This window comes from Streptomyces sp. NBC_00878 (assembly GCF_026341515.1).
Lineage (GTDB): Bacteria > Actinomycetota > Actinomycetes > Streptomycetales > Streptomycetaceae > Streptomyces.
The window spans coordinates 229,900-253,945 of record NZ_JAPEOK010000002.1; the positions used below are offsets into that span (position 1 = coordinate 229,900).

Genomic DNA, 24,046 nt, shown 5'->3' on the forward strand with positions numbered 1-24,046 from the left:
GGGCGAGCCGTGCGGGCTCAGCCGCTCGTCGTCGCCCGGCCGGCCCGCTCCACGTGGTTGTAGAAGCCGGCGCCGGTCTTGCGGCCCAGCCTGCCGTATCTGATCAGTGCGGTGAGCATCGCGGTCGGCTTGACGTCGGGGTCGTGGTTGACGTCGTGCAGCCGCTGCTGGATCGCCTCGCCCACGTCCAGGCCGATCGCGTCCATCAGCGCGAAGGGCCCCAGCGGGTGGCCCAGCCCGCCCTCGACCGCCTTGTCGAGGTCTTCGATGGAGGCCGCCCCGCTCTCGGCGAGGAGCACGGCGTCATTGAGGTAGGGGAAGAGCAGGTAGTTCACGATGAAGCCGGCGCGGTCGGTGCAGTCGACCGGTGTCTTGCCCAGCGACCGTGCCAGCGCGTGCGCGGTGGCCAGTACGTCGTTGGTGGTGAACTCCGTGCGGCACACCTCGACCAGGCTCATGGCCGGCGCGGGATTGAAGAAGTGCATACCGACGACGTCACCACGGCGGCCGGTCGCCTCGGCGCAGTTGCCGACCGACAGACTGGACGTCGTCGTGGTCAGGATCGCGCCCGGCCGGCACGTTCGGTCCAGGAGACCGAAGACGTGCGCCTTCACGTCCTCGTCCTCGGCGACGGCCTCCAGTACGACGTCGCGGTCGGCGAGATCCTCGAACACGGAAGACGGGTGCAGCCGAGCGAGCGCCGCCTGCCGCTGATCGGGGTGGATCTGGCCGCGCCGCACCGCACGAGCCATCGCCGAGTCGATCGCCTCGATGGCGGTCTCGGCCTTCTCCCGGGTACGGGCGACCAGGATCGTGTCCAGGCCGCCGAGTGCCGTGATCTGCGCGATGCCCCGTGCCATGGTGCCCGAGCCGACGACACCGATGCGGCGGACCTCGCGCGGTGCCGTCTCTTCCGCGGGGTCGGTGCGCCGGGAAGGGATCACCGCCCCGGACGGTTCGTAGTCGTAGATGCCCGTTCCGGTCTTGCGCCCCGATCGACCGCTCTCGACCAGCGCGGTCAGCAGCGGGGCCGGTGCGTGTGCGGCCCGGCCGCTTCGCTCGTACAGGCCCGACAGTTCACGCTCGACGACGTCGAGTCCGAGCCGGTCGAGCAACGCCAGGGGGCCGGTGGGCAGGCCGCAGCCCAGCCGCATCGCGGTGTCGATGTCTTCGGGTGTGGCGTAGCCGGTCTCGTACAGCGTGACCGCTCGGTTGAGATAGCCGAGCAGTAATTCCCGCGCGAACTGCCGCGCCGGGCCGAAGGTCTTCTCCTGTAACGGAAGGCGGTCCAGCAGCAGCGTGAGGGTGTCTACGGCGTCCTGGTCCGACATGGTGGTCGGCACCGGTTCGCAGCCGGTGCCCGGGACCGGGGGCACCAGGAATCGCAGGCCAAGGAGTCTGGTCGGTCTGCCGGACGCGATCGCCAGGGACGGCAGCGACAGCGACGCCGTGGTGGAGACCAGCACCGTGTCCGGGGCGCAGACCGCGGCGACCGCGCGCAGGACCGCTCCCTTGATCTCCTTGTCCTCGGTCACGGACTCGATGACGAGGTCGGCGGTGGACAAGGCGGCGAACTCGGCGGACACGGGCAGCGCCCGGGCGCTGCCTTGGGCGAGCGCCGCGGGATCGGGGTCCACGGCGATGACCGGAATCCCGGCTTCGTGGAGCAGCTCGGCGCAGGCCAGGCCGAGCGACCCGAGCCCCACGACACCGACAGTGATGGTCCGTTCGGTCACAGTGCCTTCTCTCCGCCGCGGACGCGGAACCGGTTGATCTGTGTCAGATGCCGCGCACGCGTTTCGTCGTCGTCGACGCCCAGATCGGCGGCGGGGGCCAGGCACAGGACGCCGACCTTGCCGTCGTGCCGGTTCGCGTGCACCTCGCCGACCGCCTTGCCGACGTCGGCGAGTTCGTACACCGTGGACAGCGTGGGGTGCACCATTCCCAGAGAGATCAGGCGATTGGCCTCCCACGCCTCGCGGTAGTTGGCGAAGTGGGTACCGACGATGCTCTTGAGCCGCATCCACAGGTGCCTGTTGTCGTAGACGTGCTCATAGCCCGACGTCGACGCGCAGGTCACGATCGTGCCCCCACGCCGTGCCACGTAGACACTGGCGCCGAAGGTCTCCCGCCCCGGGTGCTCGAAGACGATGTCGGGATCCGCGCCACCGGTCAGGTCACGCACCTGAGCCCCGAATCGCTTCCATTCCTTCGGGTTCTGGGTGTGCTCGTCGGACCAGAACCGGAATCCCGCCTCCGAGCGGTCGATCACCAACTCCGCGCCCATGGACCGGACCAGCTCCGCCTTGCGGGGGCTGGACACCACACACACCGGGATACCGCCGCCGTTGAGGACCAACTGCGTGGCGTACGACCCAAGGCCGCCGGCCGCGCCCCAGATCAGTACCACGTCGCCCTGCTTCATGTCGGCGCCGTTGCGGGACACCAACTGCCGGTACGCCGTCGAATGCACCAGCCCGGAGCAGGCGGCTTCCTCCCAGGTCAGGTGCTGAGGTTTGGGCATGAGCTGGTTCGCCTTGACGAGTGCCAGCTCGCCGAGACCGCCGTAGTTGGTCTCGAAGCCCCAGATCCGCTGCTCCGGGTCGAGCATGGAGTCGGCATGCCCGTCGGGCGCCGTGAGGTCGACGTTCAGGCAGTGCGCGACGACCCGGTCACCGGGCTTGGCCGTACGCACCGCGTCCCCGGTTCGCAGCACCACACCCGACAGATCCGAACCCACCACGTGGAACGGCCGGTCGTGCTGGGCGGCGCCGGGCGCGGTCTTGGCGTACCGCTGGAGGAACCCGAACGTGGGCATCGGTTCGAAGAGTGCGGTCCATACCGTGTTGTAGTTGATGCTGCTGGCCATCACGGCCACCAGCACCTCGTCCGGCCCGACCTCCGGCGTGGGGACCTGCTGGATGTGCAGCGCCTTGGCGGGGTTCTTTTCCCTTGTGGCCATGCCTGCGAACATGTCTGATTCGGCGGCGAGAACCACAGCGCCGCGGTAGCTTTCCGGAACCGGCAACGAGCCGAGCTCGTCGGGTGAGACATCGTCGGAAACGATGGCTTCGACTATGTGTCGCACTTCACTCCTTGCCAGGGGTGATGAATGAACCGCACACGGGTTTCCGGTATTCCGCAGGACCGATCCGCGAGTCCGATTCGACTCGACGGGCTGCGCACAAGCATATGCGGAACGGGTTACACGAACATGCGTACACGAATGGCCACTCGGCGGGCAAGAAGATGCCCGGAACGTTTCCCTCTTCGGGCAGACATGCGTCGCCTGATGGCGAATCCGGGTATTGGCGCTCCAGTGGTGGTACCGCCGGAGCATTGGTCCGGCAGGCCCGGTTCCGAGGTGTGGCGCAGGGCTTGGTGCCGAGGCGTGCGTCCAGTCCGGCAAGGCTCTTTGCGGCCCGGAAGGTTTCCCTGAGCCGCCCATTCGCACCCGATATGTGACCACCGTCATGTGGCAATCGATATGGACGATGTGATACGGGCGTGGAGTGGCCGCGGCAGGATAACAGAAGAACAGCAATTCGCCGAGATCTCTGCCTCTTGGGACATGAGCAGCGGATCGCGCTCACCCTCGCGGTCGATTCTTGTTAGCGTCTGCGTCGGAAGTTCTGTCCTCGGTGCGTGGTGTGTGGGGAGTTCGACTATTCATGACTGACTTCCGTGGGGGTGGCTCGGCCGTGCCCTCTGCGTGGCGGGAAAAGTTACTCGGCTTATCCACTGTGCAGCGTCGACGCCTTTTACTCGATGTCGTCCGCGACAAAGTAAAGAACGAAGCCTTCCGTCCGAATCATGCTTTTCGTCGCATGGGGATCGTGCGCGAGAAGGCCGCCGAATTCAGGGCGGCACTCGGCGACGCGCTCGGCGTGCGACTGCCGGCGACCGTGCTATTCGACCATCCGAACCCGGACGCGCTGGTCCGCCATCTCGCCGAACTGCTCCTGGGAGAGCCCGAGATGGCCGAGCCCGGGCCCACCGGGCGGCATGCCGACGAACCGATCGCCATCATCGGCATGGCGTGCCGGTACCCCGGCGGCGTCGGCTCGCCCGAGGAACTGTGGCAGCTGACCGCCGGTGAGGTCGACGCGATGGGCGAACTCCCCGCGGACCGAGGCTGGGACCCCGGCCTCTACGACCCCGATCCCGACCGGCCAGGGACCTCGACGACCCACGAAGGCGCGTTCCTGCCCGGCGCGGGGGATTTCGACGCGGAGTTCTTCGGGATCAGTCCTCGCGAGGCACTCGGCATGGATCCGCAGCAGCGGCTCCTGCTGGAGGTCGCGTGGGAAACCATCGAACGCGCCGGCATCGATCCGTCCTCCCTCCGCGGGAGCCGGACCAGCGTCTTCGCCGGGATCGGCTACCAGGACTACCAGAACGACTGGCACCGCGCCGAGCAGATCCGGGGATACGCGCTCACTGGTGCGTTGACCAGTGTCATCTCCGGCCGGATCGCCTATGCGCTGGGCACCGAGGGACCAGCGATCACTGTCGACTCGGCCTGCTCGTCGTCGCTGGTCACCGCGCATCTGGCGGCCCAGTCGCTGCGCCTGGGCGATTGCGAACTGGCACTGGCCGGCGGTGTGACCGTCATGGCCACCCCCGGTGTGTTCGTCGAGTTCAGCCACAAGCGTGGGATAGCGCCGGACGGCCGGTGCAAGTCGTTCGCCGCGGCCGCCGACGGCACCGGCTGGGGCGAGGGCGCCGGCATGCTCCTGCTGGAGCGGCTCTCCGACGCACGGCGCAACGGTCATACGGTGCTGGCCGTGATCCGGGGGTCCGCGGTCAACCAGGACGGGGCGTCCAACGGGCTGACGGCACCCAACGGCCCAGCCCAGCAGCGTGTCATCCGTGAGGCACTGGCCAACGCCGGTCTGCGGTCGGCCGACGTGGACGTCGTGGAAGCGCACGGCACCGGAACGACGCTCGGTGACCCGATCGAGGCGCAGGCGCTGCTCGCCACGTACGGCCAGGACCGGGAGACGCCGCTGCTGGTCGGTTCGCTCAAGTCCAACATCGGGCACACGCAGGCCGCTTCCGGTGTGGCCGGCGTCATCAAGATGGTGCACGCGATGCGGCACGGCGTGGTGCCGAAGACGCTCCACGTCGACCGGCCGTCGCCGCACGTGGACTGGTCCGTGGGCAAGGTCGAGCTGGCGACCGAGGCGACGCCGTGGCCGACCGGGACGATCCGCAGGGCCGGGGTGTCCGCCTTCGGGGTGAGCGGCACCAACGCCCACCTCATCCTGGAACAGGCGCCCGCCGTCCAGACGGACCCGTCGCGGGCCGACGGCGAGGTTCCGCAGCCCGATGGCGACGGCCGGCTGCCCGGCGCAGACGGTGCGGTGCCCGGCGGCGACGGCACGGTGCCCGGCAGTGATGGTCCGGTGCCGTGGATGCTGTCGGCGCGGACCGAGCCCGCACTACGGGCACAGGCCGATCGGCTGCTCGCGCACCTGGAGCGCAACCCGGCACTGCGGCAGGCCGATGTGGCCAGGTCGCTGGCGACGACCCGGACCGCCTTCGAGCACCGCGCGGCCGTGCTCGCGAAGGACCCCATTCCCGGGCTGACGGCACTGTCCCGCGGTGAACGCTCGCCGACGGTGCTGCGGGGTGTCGCGGACACCGAGCGTCGGGTCGCCTTCCTGTTCAGCGGCCAGGGCTCGCAACGCATCGGGATGGGGAAACGCCTCTACAAGAACTTCCCGGTGTTCGCCGCGGCCCTCGACGAGATCTGCGAGGAGATCGACCTGCCGCTGCGCGACGCGCTCTTCGGCGACGACCGCGCCCTGCTCGACCGTACCGAGTACACCCAGCCGGCCCTGTTCGCGTTCGAGGTCGCCCTGTTCAGGCTGCTCACGCACTGGGGAGTGGCCCCGGAGTACGTGGCGGGCCACTCCGTCGGCGAGATCGCCGCCGCACACGTCGCGGGAGTGCTCACGGTGGCGGACGCCGCCCGCATGGTGACCGCGCGCGGACGCCTGATGCAGGCGCTGCCCGGCGGCGGGGCCATGCTCGCCGTGCAGGCCGGTGAGTCCGAAGTACGGCCGTTGCTCGACGGGTTCGAGGACCGGGTGAGCATCGCAGCGGTCAACGGACCGACGTCGATCGTGCTGTCCGGTGCCGGCGACGTCATCGACGAACTGGCCGACCGGCTCCCGGGCCGGTGCAAGCGGCTCCACGTCAGCCACGCGTTCCACTCACCGCTCATGGATCCGGTGCTCGGCGAGTTCGGGGACATCGTGCGGAGCCTGGACCTCCGGCCGCCCCGGCTGTCGGTGGTGTCCACGTTGACCGGACGGCTCGCCACCGCCGAGGACCTGTGCGTACCGGACTACTGGGTGCGCCACCTCCGTGAGGCCGTGCGGTTCGGCGACGGTGTGCGGTGGCTCCAGGACGAGGGGATCACCGATTTCGTCGAGGTCGGGCCCGGCGGTGCGCTCTCCGCGATGGTGCCGGGGTGTTCGCCGATGCTGGTCAAGGACCGCCCGGAGGAGCAGTCGCTGATCGACGCCATCACGCAACTGCACGTGCGCGGGGTCGACGTCGACTGGCGCCGCGTGTTCGCCGAACACGACGCCCGCCCCGTCGACCTGCCGACCTATGCGTTCCAGCACGAGCGGTTCTGGCTGGAGCGCCCCGGTCCCGCCGACGACGCCCGCGGTCACCGGATCGTCTGGAAGCCGCTTTCCGAGCCGTCCGGGCGGACGCTGCACGGCACTTGGCTGCTCGCCGGGGCGGACGACGAGATCGCGGCCGCGCTGACGAACGCCGGCGCTCACGTCATCCAGGCGACCACCGCATTCGACGTATCCGGCTCGGACTTATCAGGATTGGACGCATCAGGAGTCGGCACATCCGGATTCGACGCCACCGGATTCGGTGACATCGGGCCGCGTGACATCGACGAGCTGGCGGGGATCGTGTCCGTCGGAGACGCGGCGGATCTTCTCGCGCTCGCGCAACTCCGTCTGCCCGCGCCGATATGGGGTGTGACCCGTGGCGCTGTCGCCGTGAGCAGCGCCGATCCACTCGACTCGCCGGACCGGGCACAGGTCTGGGGCCTGGGCCGGGTGGTCGCGCTCGAACAGCCGCGGCGCTGGGGCGGTTTGATCGATCTGCCCGCGGTGCTCGACGAGCGCACGGCTCAGCGGTTCGTCGCCGTCCTGTCCGGGCTCGACGGCGAGGACCAGGTCGCCGTGCGCGGGTCCGGGCTGTTCGCCCGCCGGCTGACCCGCGCCACGAACCGGCCCGGCGGCGGCTGGCGTCCCCGCGGGACGGTGCTGGTCACCGGCGGAACCGGGGGACTGGGCGCCGCGGTTGCCCGGCGGCTGGCGAAGGAGGGGGCCGAGCACCTGGTCCTGGTCAGCCGGCGTGGCGAGAGCTCTCCGGGGGCGGCGCACCTGCGTGCGGAACTCGCGGCTTCGGGCGCGAAGGTCACGATCGCCGCCTGCGATGTGGCCCACCGCGACAGCGTTGTCGGGCTCCTCGCGTCGTTGCCCGGCCCGGTGACGGCCGTGGTGCACGCCGCCGGGGTCAGCGGCGGATTCACCCCGGCCATGGACCTCTCGGCCGACGAGTTCGCCGACGTCGTCGCGGCCAAGACCACCGGCGCGGCCGTCCTGCACGAACTGCTCGAAGATCTCGACGCGTTCGTGCTGTTCTCCTCGATCGCGGGTGTCTGGGGTGGCGGCGGTCAGTCGGCCTACTCGGCGGCGAACGCCTATCTCGACGCCCTCGCCGAGCATCGCAGGGCGCGCGGTCTCCCGGCGACCTCCATCGCCTGGGGGCCCTGGGCCGGCGACGGCATGGCCGCCGACCCCGCGGTCGCCGAGCACATGCTCCGACGTGGGCTTTCCCCCATGCCGCCCGAGGCCGGGCTGAACGCGCTCTGGCAGGCGGTCGGCTCCGGAGAACCCTGCCTCGTCGTCGCGGACGTCGACTGGGACACCTTCGTCCCGGCCTTCACCGCGAGCCGGCCCAGCCCGCTGCTGGACGCGCTGGACGGGTCGGCCGACCGGTCGCGTACGGCACCGGCGCCGGTCCCGGCGGCCTACCAGGGGGACATCCTGGACCTGGTCCTCGCGGAAGTGGCCGCCGTACTCGGGCACGAATCCCCGGACCAGATCAGCCCGACGAAGGCGTTCCGGGAGCTGGGCTTCGACTCGGTGAGCGCCGTGCAGCTCCGCAACAGGCTCAGCACCGTGGCGGACCTGCCGGTGACCGCGGTGTTCGACTACCCCACACCGGCGGAGCTGGCCGGCCATCTGCGCGGTGGCGACGAGCCGGAACGCCGGACGCGAGCCGCCGCGGTGGACGGCGATCCGATCGTGATCACCGCGATGAGCTGCCGCTATCCGGGCGGTGTCGAGTCGCCGGAGGACCTGTGGCGGATGGTGTCGGCGGGCGAGGACGCGATCACCGGATTCCCGGACGACCGCGGCTGGAAGCTGGACGAGCTCTACGACCCCGATCCCGACGCCGCGGGCACCAGCTATGTGCGGTCCGGGGGATTCCTGGCGGACGTGGCCGGGTTCGACGCCGAGTTCTTCGGTGTCAATCCGAGTGAAGCCCTGTCGATGGACCCGCAGCAGCGGCTGTTGCTGGAAACGACATGGGAAGCGCTCGAACGGGCCGGCATCGAGCCGGAGTCCCTGCGCGGCAGCGATGCCGGTGTCTTCGTCGGCACGAACGGGCAGGACTACGAGACGCTGCTGCGGCAGGACCCGGCCGCGGTCGAAGGCTATCTGCGCATCGGAACGGCGGGCAGCGTGCTGTCCGGGCGCATCGCCTACATGCTGGGGTCGCAGGGGCCCGCGCTCAGTGTGGACACCGCATGTTCCTCGTCGCTGGTCGCCCTGCACCTCGCGGCTCAGGCGCTGCGCAACGACGAGTGCTCCCTGGCGATCGTCGGCGGAGTCACCGTGATGGCCACCCCGTCGGGCTTCGTCGAATTCAGCAGACAGCGCGGACTGGCCGTCGACGGCAGGATCAAGGCCTTCGCCGCGGCGGCCGACGGTACCGGCTGGGCCGAGGGCGTCGGCGTTCTCGTACTGGAACGACGATCCGACGCGGAACGCCACGGCCGTCCCGTCCTGGCGGTGGTCAAAGGTTCGGCGGTGAACCAGGACGGCGCCTCCAACGGGCTGACCGCACCCAACGGTCCCTCGCAGCGGGCCGTGATCCGCCAGGCGCTGGCCAACGCCGGGCTCCGGCCGGCCGAGGTCGACGTACTCGAAGCGCACGGCACCGGTACCACGTTGGGCGACCCCGTCGAGGCGCAGGCGGTGCTCGCCACCTACGGGCAGGACCGCGCCACACCCCTGCTGATGGGGGCGATCAAGTCGAACATCGGTCACACCCAGGCAGCCGCCGGTGTCGCCGGAGTGATCAAGATGGTGCTGGCCATGCGGCACGGCCTGGTCCCCAGGACGCTCCACGTGGACGAACCCACACCGCACGTCGACTGGTCGGCGGGCGCCGTCGAGCTGCTGGTCGACCAGGTGCCGTGGCCGGCCGTCGACCGGCCCCGGCGCGCGGGTGTCTCGTCCTTCGGGATCTCCGGCACCAACGCGCACGTGGTCATCGAGCAGGGCGACGCGTCGGAGGCACCCCTGCCGAAGCGAACCTTCCAGCACCAGCGGTTCTGGCCCAACGCCGAGGTACGACGCAGGCACGGCGACGACCGGCCGACCGTCCGTTGGCGTGAGCGTCTCCTGGGCATGGCCGAAGCGGACCGGGCCCAGTTCCTGGTCGACCTGGTGCGCAGCGAGGTCGCCGACGTGCTCGGGCACCGCGGTGCCGTGCCGACCGGCGGCACGTTCTCCGAGCTCGGCTTCGACTCGCTGACCGTGACCAACCTGAGCAGGCGGCTCCGTATGGCGACCGGCCTGCCGGTGCCGGCGGCCCTGCTGTACGACCATCCGTCGCCGGCCGCGCTGGCCGCCCATCTCGCGCAGTTGCTCGCCGCGGACGACCGGCAGCCGCTCGTCGCGCTGGACGAGCTCGAAGTCGGCCTGCGGGCCGGGCCCGTCGACGACAGCACCAGGAACGCGCTCGCCGGACGGCTGCGCACGCTCCTCGACGAAGTCACGCGGGCGGATACGGGCGTGGCGGCCGAATTCGCTTCGGCGACCAACGACGAGATGTTCGAGCTGATCGACCGCGAGCTCGGCGGCGGCTCGGACGGTCCTGAAGAACTCCGCCCCTGACGCGCACGCCGCCCGCGCCCGGGCGGCACGCAGCAGGCCCGAGTTCCTCAGGGCGTTCCTGGACCAGGATTGTGGAGGTGGACAGACAATGCCGGACGAGGACAAGCTCCGCGACTACCTGAACCGGGTGATGACCGATCTCCGGCGCACGCGCACCCGGCTCGACGAGGTCGAGAACGCCGCGCACGAACCGATCGCCATCGTCGGCATGGGCTGCCGATTTCCCGGTGGCATCGACTCACCGGACAGCCTGTGGCGCGTGGTCGCCGACGGTGTCGACGTCATCTCCGAGCTGCCGCAGGACCGAGGCTGGGACGTCGCGGGACTCTACGACCCCGATCCCGACCGCGCCGGCCGGACCTACTCGCGGGAGGGGGGATTCCTGCGGGACAGCATGCACTTCGACGCCGAGTTCTTCGGCATCAGCCCCCGCGAAGCGCTTGCCATGGATCCGCAGCACCGGCTGGTCCTCGAGACCTCGTGGGAGGCACTCGAACGCGCCCGGATCGACCCGGCCTCCTTGCGGGGCAGCCGGACCGGGGTGTTCGTCGGCTGCACGTACCAGGACTACGCAGCACGACTGACCGAAGTGCCCAGCGAAGTGGAGGGGTACCTCGGGACGGCGAACACCTTCGCCGTGATGTCCGGCCGGGTGGCGTACACGTTCGGCCTGGAGGGGCCGGCGATCAGCCTCGACACGGCGTGCTCGTCCGCACTGGTCGCGATGCACACGGCCGTGCAGTCGCTGCGCCGCGGCGAGTCCTCGCTCGCGCTCGCCGGCGGCGCGTGTGTGATGTTCGCGCCGACGGCCCTGCGGGAGTTCAGCCGTCAGCGCGGCCTCGCCCCCGACGGCAGGTCCAAGGCGTTCGCCGGCGCCGCGAACGGCGTCGGCCTCGGTGAAGGCGTGGGCGTCCTGGTACTGGAGCGGCTCTCGGACGCCCAGCGCAACGGGCGCCGGATCCTGGCCGTCGTCCGCGGCACGGCGGTCAACCAGGACGGTGCGTCGAACGGGATGACCGCCCCGAGCGGTCTGGCACAGGAGCGGGTGATCCGCAGCGCGCTGGCCGACGCCCGGGTCGAGCCGTCCGACGTGGACGCCGTGGAGGCGCACGGCACCGGCACCACGCTGGGCGATCCCATCGAGGCCCGCGCGCTGCTGGCCACCTACGGGCAGCGGCGCGAGAGTCCGCTGCTGCTGGGCTCGGTGAAGTCCAACATGGGGCATGCCCAGTCGGCGGCCGGGATCGCCGGTGTGATCAAGATGGTCATGGCGATGCGGCACGGCATCCTCCCCAAGACCCTGCACGTCGACGAGCCGTCGCCCCGTGTCGACTGGACCACCGGATCGGTCGAGCTGCTGACCGACGCCGTGGAGTGGTCCCGAACCGGCCGCCCCCGGCGGGCCGGAGTCTCGTCCTTCGGGATCTCCGGCACCAACGCGCACGTGATCCTCGAAGAGGCTCCGGCGGCCGGCGAGCCCGAATCGGGCGGCCGGGCCCCGGCGCCGTGGCTGCTGTCCGCCCGCTCGGCGGCGGCGTTGCGAGCGCAGGCCGAGCGCCTGCTGCCGTACGCGGACGCCGGTGCCGCGGACATCGGTGCCGCGCTGCGGGCCAGAGCGACGTTCGAGCACCGCGCGGTCGTCTTCGGCGCCGACCAACGTGGCGCGCTCTCCGCCCTCGCCGCAGGCGGCTCCGCCCCCGGCCTGGTGCAGGGCGTCGCCGTTGAACCCGGCCGCACCGTCCTCGTCTTCCCCGGCCAGGGTTCGCAGTGGGTGGGGATGGGACGCGAGCTGCTGGCCTCGTCGCCGGTCTTCCGCGACGAGCTGACCGCGTGCTCGGCGGCCTTCGAATCGCTGCTGGGATGGTCGGTCCTCGACGTGGTCGGCCGCGCCGAACCGATCGACCGGATCGACGTCCTGCAACCCGTGCTGTTCTCGATCATGGTGTCACTGGCCGCGTGGTGGCGTTCCCACGGCGTGGTCCCGGACGCGGTGACGGGTACCAGCCAGGGCGAGGTGGCGGCGGCGTACGTCTCCGGTGTGCTGAGCCTCGACGACGCGGTGCGGGTCATCGGCCTGCGCAGCAGGCTGCTGCACGAGCGGATGACAGGTCGCGGCGCGCTGGCCTCCGTCGTGCTGCCCGCCGATCAGGTGCGGTCGCGGCTGGCCGACGGGCTCACCATCGCGGGGGTCAACTCGCCGAGCCTGGTCACCGTCGCCGGAGGCGTGCCCGAGATCGAGCGGCTGGTCGCCGAACTGTCGGCCGAGGGCGTCCGGGCCCGGATCGTGGCGTCCTCGGTCGCGACCCACAGCGGCCACGTCGACGAGCTGCGTGCGGAACTCCTCGAACTGCTGGGCGAGATCACCCCCCGCCCCGCCACCGTGCCGTTCTACTCGACCGTCACCGGCGAGCGCCATCAGGAACTGGACGCCCGGTACTGGTTCGACAACATGCGGGAACCCGTCCTCTTCGAGCAGGCCGTCCGAGCCTTGATGGCCGACGGGTTCCGTACCTTCGTCGAAGCCACGCCCCATCCCGTGATGACGATGCCGATCCAGGAGATTGCCCAGGACATCGGTTCGGACGTGGTGACCGTCGGCTCGCTGCGCCGCGACGAGGACGGGCCGCACCGGATGCTCACCAGCGCGGCGGAACTGCACGTACGCGGCGGCGAACTCGACTGGGACACCCTGTCGCCGCCCGGTCGGCCGCTGGACCTGCCGACCTACCCCTTCCAACGCACTCGTTACTGGCTGGAGCAGACCACCACGCCGTCGGTCCTGGACCAGTGGCGCTACCACGTGCAGTGGCAGCCGCTTCCCGAACCGCTGGAGGCGCTGCACGGCACCTGGCTGCTCGTCGGCCCGGCCGACGAGGTACGAGAAGCGCTGGCCAAGCGTGGAGCACACGTCGTGACGATCGAGGCCACCACCGACCGCGAGGAGTTCGCCGGCCGACTCGCCGGCCTCGGAGAGGTGGCAGGTGTCGTGTCGACGCTCGCGCTCGACGAGCGCCCTCATCTGCCCGCCGTCACGGTCGGTCTCGCCGCCACCCTCGCGTTGATCCAGGCACTGGGAGACAGCGGGATCGGTGCCCCCCTGTGGTGCCTGACCCGGGACGCCGCGACGAGCCCGGCACAGGCGCAGCTGTGGGGGCTGGGGCGGGTGGCCGCCCTGGAGCACCCCCGACGCTGGGGCGGCCTGATCGACCTGCCGGGTGTGCTGGACGACGCCGCCGCGGACCGCCTGGCGGGACTGCTCGCGGGCGCCGGCGGCGAGGACCAGATCGAGATCCGCGCCGACGGCGTGTTCGCGCGGCGTCTGGTGCACGCTCCGCCCACCTCCGGGGCGGCGGCCGACTGGAGTCCCCAGGGCACCGTCCTCATCACCGGCGGTACCGGCGCTCTCGGGTCACAGGTCGCCCGCTGGCTCGCCGAGGAGGGAGCCGATCACCTCGTACTGGCGAGCCGACGCGGTGCCGACGCGCCGGGGGCGGCCGAGTTGGGCGAGCTGGCGGCGAAGGTCACGGTGGCGACGTGCGACGTGGCCGACCGGGACAGCCTGGCCCGGCTGCTCGCGTCCCTGCCCGAACCACCGACGCTGGTCGTGCACGCCGCCGGTGTCGGGGAGAGCGCGAACCTGGCGGACACGACGCCGTCGGAACTGAGCGCGATGATGGCGGCGAAGGCGGCCGGTGCCGCGCACCTCGACGAGTTGCTGCCCGACGCGGCCTTCGTCCTGTTCTCCTCGGTGTCCGGGGTGTGGGGCGGTGGCGGTCAGGGCGCCTACGCCGCCGCGAACGCCCACCTCGACGCACTCGCCGCGCGGCGGCGCGCCAGGGGGGTGCCCGCGACGGCGGTGGCCTGGGGTGCCTGGGCCGGGAGCGGTATGGCGGCCGAGCCCGCGATGCGTGACCAGTTGCGGGCGCTCGGCCTGCCGCCGATGTCGCCGCAGGTCAACCTGCTCGCGCTGCGCCAGGCGCTCGGGCACGGCGAAACCTCTGTCACGGTGGCGGACGTGCGATGGGACATGTTCGCGCCCGGGTTCACCGTGATGCGGCCGAGCCCGCTGCTGTCCGAACTGCCCGAGGTCCGGCAGGCGCTGGCCGCCCCGGAGCCGGCGGCCGGGGACTCGGGGCTGCGGCAGCAGCTGGCCACGCTGTCCGGTCCGGACCGGATCCGCGCACTGGTCACGGCGATCCGTACCGAAGCCGCGGACGTGCTCGGGCACCAGGGTCTCGATCAGGTCGAGGCGGGCCGTGCCTTCAAGGACTTCGGGTTCGACTCGCTGACCGCGGTCGAACTGCGTAACCGGCTGGCCGCCGCGACCGGGCTGCGCCTCCCGGTGACCGCGGTGTTCGACCACCCGACACCGGCCAAGTTGGCCGAACACCTGCTGCCTCAGCTGGGCACAGGCTCGGAACCCCTGGACGTACTGGCCGAGTTGGACCGCCTCGAAGCGGCCGTCACGTCGGAACCCGAGGGTGCCGCCCGCGACGAGGTCGCGGTCCGGCTGCGCGCACTGCTGCGCCGGCTCGACAGCGGCCGGGACACCGACGGCGAGGAACTCGGCGAGGCCTCGGACGAAGAGATGTTCGACCTGCTGAGCAAGGACTTCGGCATCTCATGAGCACAGGGAGGACCGCAGTGTCCACAGAGGACAGGCTTCGCCACCTTCTCCGGCAGGCCACCACAGAGCTGCAGCGGACCACGCGGCGCGTCCACGAGCTGGAAGGCCGGGGAAGCGAGCCGGTCGCGATCGTCGGTATGGGCTGCCGCTACCCGGGCGGCGTCGCCTCCCCGGAGGACCTGTGGCAGTTGGTCGCCTCCGAGGGCGACGCCGTGTCGGACGCCCCCGCCGACCGCGGTTGGAACATCGACGCGCTCTACGATCCGGTACCGGGCACACCCGGCCGGACCTACGTCCGGCGCGGCGGATTCCTCCAGGACGCCGCCGACTTCGACGCGCCGTTCTTCGGCATCTCCCCGCGCGAGGCGCTCGGGATGGACCCGCAACAGCGCCAACTCCTCGAGGTGTCACAGGAAGCGCTGGAACGGGCCGGACTCCGGCCCGAGACCCTGCGCGGCAGCAAGACCGGCGTATTCGTCGGGATGTGCTACCAGGGGTACGGGTTCCGCGACCTGGAGGTGGCCGAGGAAGCCTCGGGCTACCTGGTGACCGGCGACGCGATGAGCGTGGCCTCCGGCCGGATCGCCTACACATTCGGGTTCGAGGGACCGGCGATCACGCTCGACACCGCCTGCTCGTCCTCCCTCGTCTCCCTGCACCTGGCCATTCAGGCGCTGCGCGACGGAGACTGCTCGCTCGCCCTGTCCGGCGGGGTAGCGGTGATGTCGACGACGCGTGGATTCGTCGAGTTCAGCCGACAGCGCGGGCTCGCCACCGACGGCCGGTGCAAGGCATTCGCCTCGGCCGCCGACGGAATGGGCTGGGGCGAGGGCGCCGGAATGCTCGTACTGGAGCGGCTGTCCGATGCCGAGCGCAACGGACATCGGATCCTGGCCGTCATCCGCGGTTCGGCGATCAATCAGGACGGCGCGTCCAACGGACTGGCCGCACCGAACGGGCCGGCCCAGGAACGCGTGATCCGACAGGCCCTCGTCAACGCCGATCTGTCCACGGTGGACGTCGACATGGTCGAAGCACACGGCACCGGGACGACACTGGGCGACCCCATCGAGGCCCAGGCACTGCTGGCCACCTACGGGCAGCGCCGCGAGCGCCCGTTGCTGCTGGGCTCGGTGAAGTCCAACATGGGGCACGCGCAGGCCGCCGCCGGGGTCGCCGGTGTGATCAAGACGGTCATGAGCCTGCGGCACGGCGTCGTACCGAAGACACTGCACATCGACGAACCCACATCCCATGTCGACTGGTCCTCCGGCGCGGTCGAGCTCGCGACGCAGCAGGTGCCGTGGCCGGAGACCGGCCGCCCGAGGCGCGCCGGAGTCTCGGCCTTCGGCATCTCCGGCACGAACGCGCACGTGATCCTGGAGCAGGCCGCGACACCGCAGGCCCCTTCCCCCGTGGACGCCCCCGCGATCGTCCCCTGGGTGCTGTCGGGCCGCACGGACGCGGCACTCGAAGCACAGGCCGCGCGACTGGGCGAGTACGTGGCTGCCGGGAAGCCGAGCACACTCGACGTCGGTCACTCGCTGGCCACGACCCGCTCGGCACACCGCAGCCGGGCCGTGCTGCTCGCCCCGGACCGGGACGGCGCGCTGGAGAAGCTGTCCGCGCTGGCCGGTGGCCGTCCGCTGCCAGGACTCGTCCAGGGCGTCGCCACCCACGAGGACGGCAAGCCGGTCTTCGTGTTCCCGGGCCAGGGCTCGCAGTGGGTCGGCATGGCGTCGGACCTGCTGGAGTCCTCGCCGGTCTTCGCCGAGCGGATGGCCGAGTGCGCGGCCGCGTTCGAGCCGCTCGTCGACTGGTCCCTGCTCGACGTGCTCGGCGACGCGAAAGCCCTGGAGCGGGTCGAGGTCGTCCAGCCGGTCCTGTTCGCCGTGATGGTCTCCCTCGCCGCGCTCTGGCGGTCCATGGGTGTCGAACCGGCGGCGGTCGTGGGCCACTCGCAGGGGGAGATCGCCGCCGCCTGCGTGGTCGGCGCGCTGTCGCTGGCGGACGCGACGACGGTCGTCGTGCTGCGCAGCAAGCTGATCGCGGAGGAACTGGCCGGCCGCGGCGGCATGATGTCCGTGGCGCTGTCCCCGGACGCCATCGCCGAACGGATCGACGACCGGGTCTCGGTCGCGGCCGTGAACGGCCCTTCGTCCGTCGTCGTGTCCGGCGAGCCCGCGGCCCTGCACGAACTACACGCCTCGCTCACCTCGGACGGCGTGCAGGCCAAGATCATCCCGGTCGACTACGCGTCGCACTCGGCGCAGGTGGAGTCGATCCGCGCCCGACTGCTGGACGAACTGTCCGGCATCCGACCCGGGCCCGCCGAGATCCCCTTCTGGTCCACGGTGACCGGTGAGGTCCTCGACACCGGTCTGCTCGACGCCGACTACTGGTACCGGAACCTGCGCCAGACGGTCCGTCTTGCGGAGACGGTGCGCACGTTGATCGACAGCGAGCACTCCGTGTTCGTGGAGGCCAGCGCACATCCCACCCTGGCCATGAGCATTCAGGACAGCGCGGAAGCGGCCGGGCGGGACGTGGTAGTCGTCGGCTCCCTGCGCCGCGACGACGGTGGTCTGGAGCGGTTTCTGACCAGCGCCGCCGAACTGCACGTACGCGGGGTCGACGTCGACTGGAGCACGGTGCTGGCCGGTGGCCGGCACGTCGACCTGCCGACGTACGCCTTCGAGCATCAGCGGTACTGGCTTGAGGCCACCGGCGGCGCGCGTCGCGAGTCCGTCGTCGACGGACTGCGCTACCGGATCACCTGGGAGAAGGTGCCCGAACACCCGGCGCCGTCGTTGACCGGCACCTGGCTGGTGGTGGCGCCGGCCTCCGGCGGTCCGGCCGCCGAATGCGCGCGGGCGCTGTCCGAGCAGGGCGCCGACGTGATCGTGACCGACGTGCCGCCGTCCGACCTGCCCGAGGTCGCCGGCGTGCTGTCCCTGCTGCCCGCGGGGGACCTGCTCACCCTGCTCCAGGCCGGCATCGACGCACCGCACTGGTGTGTCACCCGGGCAGCCGCGACCGATCCGGAGCAGTCCCAGGTGTGGGGGCTCGGCCGCGTCGCGGGGGTCGAGTGGCCCGAGCGCTGGGGTGGCGCGATCGACCTGCCGGAGCTGGTCGACGCCGAGGCACGACTGCGCCTGTGCTCGGCGCTGACCGGTGACGAGGACGAGGTCGAGATCCGCCCGGAGGGGACGTACGCGCGCAGGCTGGTACGCGCCACCGCGACGCCGGTACGCGACTGGAAGGCGCGCGGAACGGCGCTCGTGACGGGCGACGGTGGCCCGATCGGTCCGCTGATCGCCCGCTGGCTGCTCCGCAACGGTGCCGACCACGTGGTGCTGACGGGCGCACCGGCCCATCAGATCGACGAGCCCGATGTGACCGTGTCCGACTGCGATGTGACCGACCGGGACGCTCTCGCCGCACTCGTCGAGCACCACGGCCCGATCCGTACGGTCGTCCACGCCGCCGGCGCCGCCACACTGACCCCGCTGGCCGACACCGGCCGGGACGACTTCACCGACATCCTGGCGTCCAGGGCCGACAGCGCCTCCCACCTTGACGAGCTGCTCGGTGCCGACACCGACGCCTTCGTGCTGTTCTCGTCGATCAGCGGCGTCTGGGGGAGCAAGGACCACGCCGCGCACGCCGCGGGCAGCGCCCATCTGGACGCCGTCGCCGAACGCCGACGCGCGCGCGGACTGGCGGCGACCTCGATCTCCTGGGGACTGTGGGACCTCGGACAGGACCGGACCGCGCATCGCGATCACGGTGTCGGCTTCCTGTCCAGAGAACTGGCCTTCACCGCGCTGCGGCACGCCCTGGACCGTGACGAAACCACGGTCACCCTCGCGGACCTCGACTGGAACCGGTTCTTACCGCGTCCGCTCCTGCGCCACGTCATCCCCGCCGCGCCCGAGCCCCCCGTGTCCGAGTCCGGGGATCCCGGACCGGACGCGCGTCCCGAGAGCCCGCGTTCGGAACGGGAACTGCTCGACCTCGTCCGCGCGCAGGCCGCCACCGTGCTCGGCTTCGCCGACATCAACGAGGTCCAGCCGACCAGCGCGTTCAAGAACATGGGCTTCGACTCCCTCACGGCGGTCGAGCTGCGCAACCGGCTCTCGGAGGCCGTCGGCCGCCGCATGCCAGCGACACTGGTGTTCGACTACCCGACGCCCGCGGCCGTCGTCGAATTCCTCCGCGGCGAACCCGCTCAACCGGTTCCCGTGCGGGACGGCGCGGACCCGGACGAGCCCATCGCGATCGTCGCGATGAGCTGCCGCTATCCGGGCGGCATCGCCTCGCCGGAGGACCTGTGGCAGCTGGTGGCCGACGGCCGGGACGCCGTCGGCGACTTCCCGGCCGACCGGGACTGGGATCTCGCCCTCTACGACCCCGAGCCGGGAGTCCCCGGGAAGTCCTACGTCTGGCGCGGCGGCTTCCTCGACGGCTTCGCGGACTTCGATCCGGGGTTCTTCGGGATCAACCCGCGTGAGGCGTTGGTGATCGACCCGCAGCAGCGGCTGCTGCTGGAGACCTCGTGGGAGCTGTTCGAACGAGCCGGCGTCGACCCGGAATCGTTGCGCGGCAGCCGTTCCGGGGTGTTCATCGGCAGCAACATCCAGGACTACGCGGCCCGGGTGCTCGCCGGTGACGACCTGACCGGCGGCTATGCCGGGATGGGCAACTCGGCCAGCGTGATGTCCGGACGACTGTCGTACGTGTACGGACTGGAAGGCCCGTCACTCACCGTCGACACGGCGTGCTCCTCATCGCTGTCCGCGCTGCACCTGGCCGTCCAGGCGCTGCGCGGGGGTGAGTGCGAACTGGCGGTCGCCGGCGGTGTGACCGCGATGTCGTCGCCGCTGAGCTACGTGGAGTTCAGCAGCCAGCGCGCGCTCGCCGCCGACGGCTACTGCCGGGCGTTCTCCGGCGATGCCGACGGGACCGTACTGTCCGAGGGCGTCGGCCTGCTGCTGCTGGAGAAGTTGTCCGACGCCCGGCGCCACGGCCACGCGGTGCTGGGCCTGGTTCGCGGCTCGGCGGTGAACCAGGACGGCGCGAGCAACGGACTGAGCGCGCCCAATGGTCCCGCCCAGCAGCGGGTGATCCGCCAGGCGCTCGCCGCCTCCGGCCTCGAACCGTCCGAGGTGGACGCCGTCGAGGCCCACGGGACCGGTACGCGGCTGGGTGATCCGATCGAGGCGCAGGCGCTGCTGGCCACCTACGGCCGGGACCGCGACACGCCCCTGCTCCTGGGGTCGCTGAAGTCCAACATCGGCCACGCGCAGGCGGCGGCGGGTGTCGGCGGCGTGATCAAGATGGTGATGGCCATGCGACACGCCGTGCTGCCCAAGACCCTGCACGTCAACGAGCCCACCCCGCACGTGGACTGGTCGGACGGCGAGGTCGAGCTGCTGACGGACGCGGTGCCGTGGCCGGACAACGGGCATCCCCGGCGATCCGGCGTGTCGTCGTTCGGGCTGTCGGGCACCAACGCACACGTCATCCTGGAGCAAGCCCCCGAGGACCTCGCAGCCCCGGAAGCCCTTGCAGTTCCTGGAGGCCTCGAAGTCCCCGAAGGCCTCGCAGCCCCCGCAGCCTCCGACGTGTCCGGCGCCGGTGAAGTAGGCGCCCCACCGCACGCTGCCACCGTCGCGCCGCTGCCGCTGCCGCTGCCGCTGTCGGCGAAGGACGAAGCCGGACTCCGGGCCCAGGCGGACCGGGTCGGTGGGATCTTCGCCGACCATAAGCCCAAGGACATCGCGTTCTCGCTGGCCACGACCCGGTCCCGGTTCGCGCATCGGGCCGTGGTCGTCGGCGGCGACGCCGAGGCGGGCCTGGCCGCGCTCGCCGCCGGTGAACTCTCCGCCCATGTCGTCACCGGCGTCGCGGCGGAGCCTGCCGACATCGTGTTCGTCTTCCCCGGCCAGGGATCCCAGTGGACCGGCATGGGGCGCGAACTGCTGGACACCGCGCCGGTGTTCCGGGACGAGCTGACGGCGTGTTCGGCCGCCTTCGAGCAGGTCCTGGGCTGGTCGGTGCTGGACGTGGTCCGTGCCGGTGAACCGGTCACGCGCATCGACGTCGTACAGCCGGTGCTGTTCTCGATCATGGTGTCGCTGGCCGCGCTGTGGCGTTCCTACGGTGTTGAGCCCGCCGCGGTCGCCGGTACGAGCCAGGGCGAGATCGCGGCGGCGTACGTGGCCGGTGTACTCAGCCTCGACGACGCCGCGCGCGTGGTCGGGCTGCGCAGTCGGCTGCTCGCCGAACGGCTGGTCGGCCGTGGCGTGCTGGCCTCCGTCGCGCTGCCGGTCGACCAGGTCGAGGCGAGGCTGCCCGCCGGAATGAGCATCGCCGGTGTGAACGCACCACGGCTGGTGAACGTCGCCGGGGACGTCGCGGCCGTCGAGCAGTTGGTGGCCGAGCTCTCCGCGGAGGGAGTGCGGGCGAGGGTGGTGGCCTCGTCGGTCGCCACACACAGCGCACAGGTCGACGACCTGCACGACGAGCTGATGACGCTGCTGGCCGGCATCGAGCACCGGCCCGCCGAGGTGCCGTTCTACTCGGCGGTGACCGGCGCCCGGCACGACGGCCCGGACGTTCGGTACTGGTTCGACAACATGCGGGAACCGGTGCTGTTCGACCGGGTCCTGCGAACGATGCTGGCGGACGGATTCCGCACCGTGATCGAGGTGAGCCCGCACCCCGTGCTGGGTGCCGCTGTCGAGGGCGTGCTCGACGACACCGGTGGCGACGCGACCGTGGTCGCCACCCTGCGCCGGGACGACGGCGGCCTGCGGCGGATGCTCACCAGCGCCGCCGAACTGCACGTCCGAGGTGTAAGGGTCGACTGGCGTGCGGCCTTCGCCGGCAGCGGCGCCCTACCGGTCGACCTGCCGACCTATCCCTTCCAACGGCGGCGGTTCTGGCCCGACTACGCCGGTCTGACGGCACCGACCGGTTCGCTCGACCATGCGGTGCTGACCGCGAGCACCACCGTGGCCGAGGACGGCGGTGTCCTCGTCACCGGGCGCGCCGGGCCGGCCTGGCTGGTCGATCGGCCGCTGCCCTCGGCACTGGTGGAGCTCGCGATCCGGGCCGGCGACGAGGCCGGTTGCGGCGTGCTCGAAGAACTCGTGGTGCGGGACCCCGTCCTCCCGAAAGCCGATCTCCAGGTGTGGGTCGGTGGTCCCGACGAGCTCGGCCGCCGGGCGTTCACGATCCGTTCCGGGGCCGACGGCGGGGAGTGGACGTCGCACGCGAGCGGCGTGCTGGGGACCGACGGGCCGCCGCCGGACTTCGAGCTGACCGAGGACTTCACCGAGGTACGCCTCGACGGTGACCGGCTCGGCGACCGGTTCGTCCTGCACCCGCTGCTGCTCGAAGCCGCGCTGCCGGCGGAATCCGGCCTGGTCCCCGTGCGCTGGCAGGGTGTTGTCCTGCACGCGACCGGCGCCGCCGTGCTGCGGGTACGTGTCGTCCGGATCGACGAACACTCGGCGTCGGTGCGGATCGCGGACCACACCGGCGCACCGGTCGCAACGATCGACGCGGTCACGTTCGGTCCGGTGCCCAGGCCGCGGCGGATCGATGACGCCCTCTACGGGATGGACTACGTCCGGATACCCGCGCCCGCCGGCGTGGTGTCCGACGGCGTGGTCCCGGGCGTTGTGGTCGCGGACCTCGGCGAGGACGCCGACGACCCGCACGTGATGGCACACCGTGCGCTGGCGCTGGCGCAGGACTGGCTGACCGCCGAAACGACCGGGGGCCGGCTGGCCTTCGTGACCCGTGGCGCGGTGGCGGCCCGGCCCGGAGACACGGTCGACCATCCGGCCCAGGCCGCTGTCTGGGGCCTGATCCGTTCGGCGCAGACCGAGAACCCCGACCGGTTCGTGCTGGTGGACACCGATGACACGCCCGCGTCCCGTGCCGTGCTCGAAGCTGCCGCCACCGAACCGCAGTTGGTGATCCGCGACGGAGAGGTCCACGTGCCCAGGCTGGTGCGCACCGAGCCCGCACCCGGACGACTCGACCCCGACGGCACCGTGCTGATCACCGGCGCCACCGGGTCGCTCGGCCGCCTGCTGGCCCGGCATCTGGTCGCCGAACACGGCGTCAGGCACCTGCTGTTGCTCAGCAGGGGCGGCCGGGACGAGGAGCTGATGGCTCTCGACGCGGACGTCACCATGGTGGCCTGCGACGTCGCCGACCGTGCCGCACTCGCCGAGGTGATCGGGTCGGTGCCCGCCGACCATCCGCTGACCGCGGTGATCCACGCGGCCGGGACGCTGGACGACGGGCTGATCGCCTCCTTGACCCCGGAACAGATCGACCGGGTGCTGCGGCCCAAGACCGATGCCGCACTGCATCTGCACGAGCTGACCAAGGACCTGCCGCTGTCCGCGTTCGTGCTGTACTCGTCGGCGGCCTCGGCGTTCGGAGGGCCGGGACAGGGCAACTACGCCGCCGCCAACGCCGTACTCGACGCGCTGGCCGCGCACCGGCGTGCCCTCGGGCTGCCGGGCCTCGCCCTGGGCTGGGGCTACTGGGAGCGTGCCAGCGGCATGACCGGACACCTCGACCAGGGCGAACTGGCGAGCAGGATGATCCGCAGCGGCGTCCTTCCCATGACCGCCGAGGAGGGCCTCGCCCTGTTCGACGGGGCGCTGGGCAGCGATCGTGCCCTGCTCCTTCCCATGCGGCTCGACCTCCCCCTCCTGCGCAAGCGCGGCGGACTGCCGCCCGTGCTGCGCGGGCTCGTCCGGACCACTGCCCGGCGTGCGGTGACCACCCCGACCCCATCGGTCAACGACCGGCTGGCCGGGCTGACCGAAGCGGATCGGGACCAGGCCGTGCTGGACCTGGTGCGGGCCACGGTGGCCGGTGCGAGCGGGCATGCGGACGCCGACACCGTCGAGCCGACCAGGTCGTTCAAGGAACTCGGATTCGACTCCCTGACCTCGGTCGAACTGCGCAACCGCCTGGCGGCGGCGACCGGCGTACGGCTGAAGGCCACCGCGGCCTTCGACTACCCGACACCGGCCGCGATCGCCCAACACCTGGTGGAAACCCTGTTCCCCCAGGAGCAGCCGGTGCACGACGAGTTCGACGAGATGGATCTGGACGCCCTGGTCGCGCAGGCGCTCGACGAGGCCTGAGGAGA

Annotated in this window: 5 protein-coding genes; 3 read left to right on the plus strand and 2 right to left on the minus strand. The window is 71.4% G+C overall.

Annotated elements, in window-relative coordinates:
- Positions 1-17: 17 nt before the first annotated feature.
- Positions 18-1,736: a 3-hydroxyacyl-CoA dehydrogenase family protein gene (locus tag OHA11_RS45545; RefSeq protein WP_266508255.1), complete on the minus strand. Its 1,719-nt coding sequence runs from the start codon at positions 1,734-1,736 to the stop codon at positions 18-20.
- The gene (gene ccrA, locus OHA11_RS45550) at positions 1,733-3,088 is read right to left on the minus strand and encodes a crotonyl-CoA carboxylase/reductase (protein ID WP_266508256.1); all 1,356 of its coding nucleotides are present in this window, start codon (positions 3,086-3,088) and stop codon (positions 1,733-1,735) included. The genes OHA11_RS45545 and ccrA overlap by 4 nt, the downstream gene beginning before the upstream one ends.
- A 739-nt stretch (positions 3,089-3,827) precedes the next feature.
- On the opposite strand from ccrA, the gene OHA11_RS45555 reads away from it, so the two are divergent.
- The 3 genes from OHA11_RS45555 (at position 3,828) to OHA11_RS45565 (ending at position 24,041) form a co-directional block, all read left to right on the plus strand.
- Positions 3,828-10,232 (plus strand): SDR family NAD(P)-dependent oxidoreductase, encoded by a 6,405-nt coding sequence (locus tag OHA11_RS45555; protein WP_323186796.1) that lies wholly within the window; start codon positions 3,828-3,830, stop codon positions 10,230-10,232.
- Positions 10,233-10,320: 88 nt separating this feature from the next.
- Positions 10,321-14,859, plus strand: coding sequence for a type I polyketide synthase (locus OHA11_RS45560; protein WP_266508257.1), 4,539 nt, complete (start codon positions 10,321-10,323; stop codon positions 14,857-14,859).
- 17 nt (positions 14,860-14,876) lie between these two features.
- Positions 14,877-24,041, plus strand: coding sequence for a type I polyketide synthase (locus OHA11_RS45565; protein WP_323186797.1), 9,165 nt, complete (start codon positions 14,877-14,879; stop codon positions 24,039-24,041).
- Positions 24,042-24,046 lie beyond the last annotated feature (5 nt).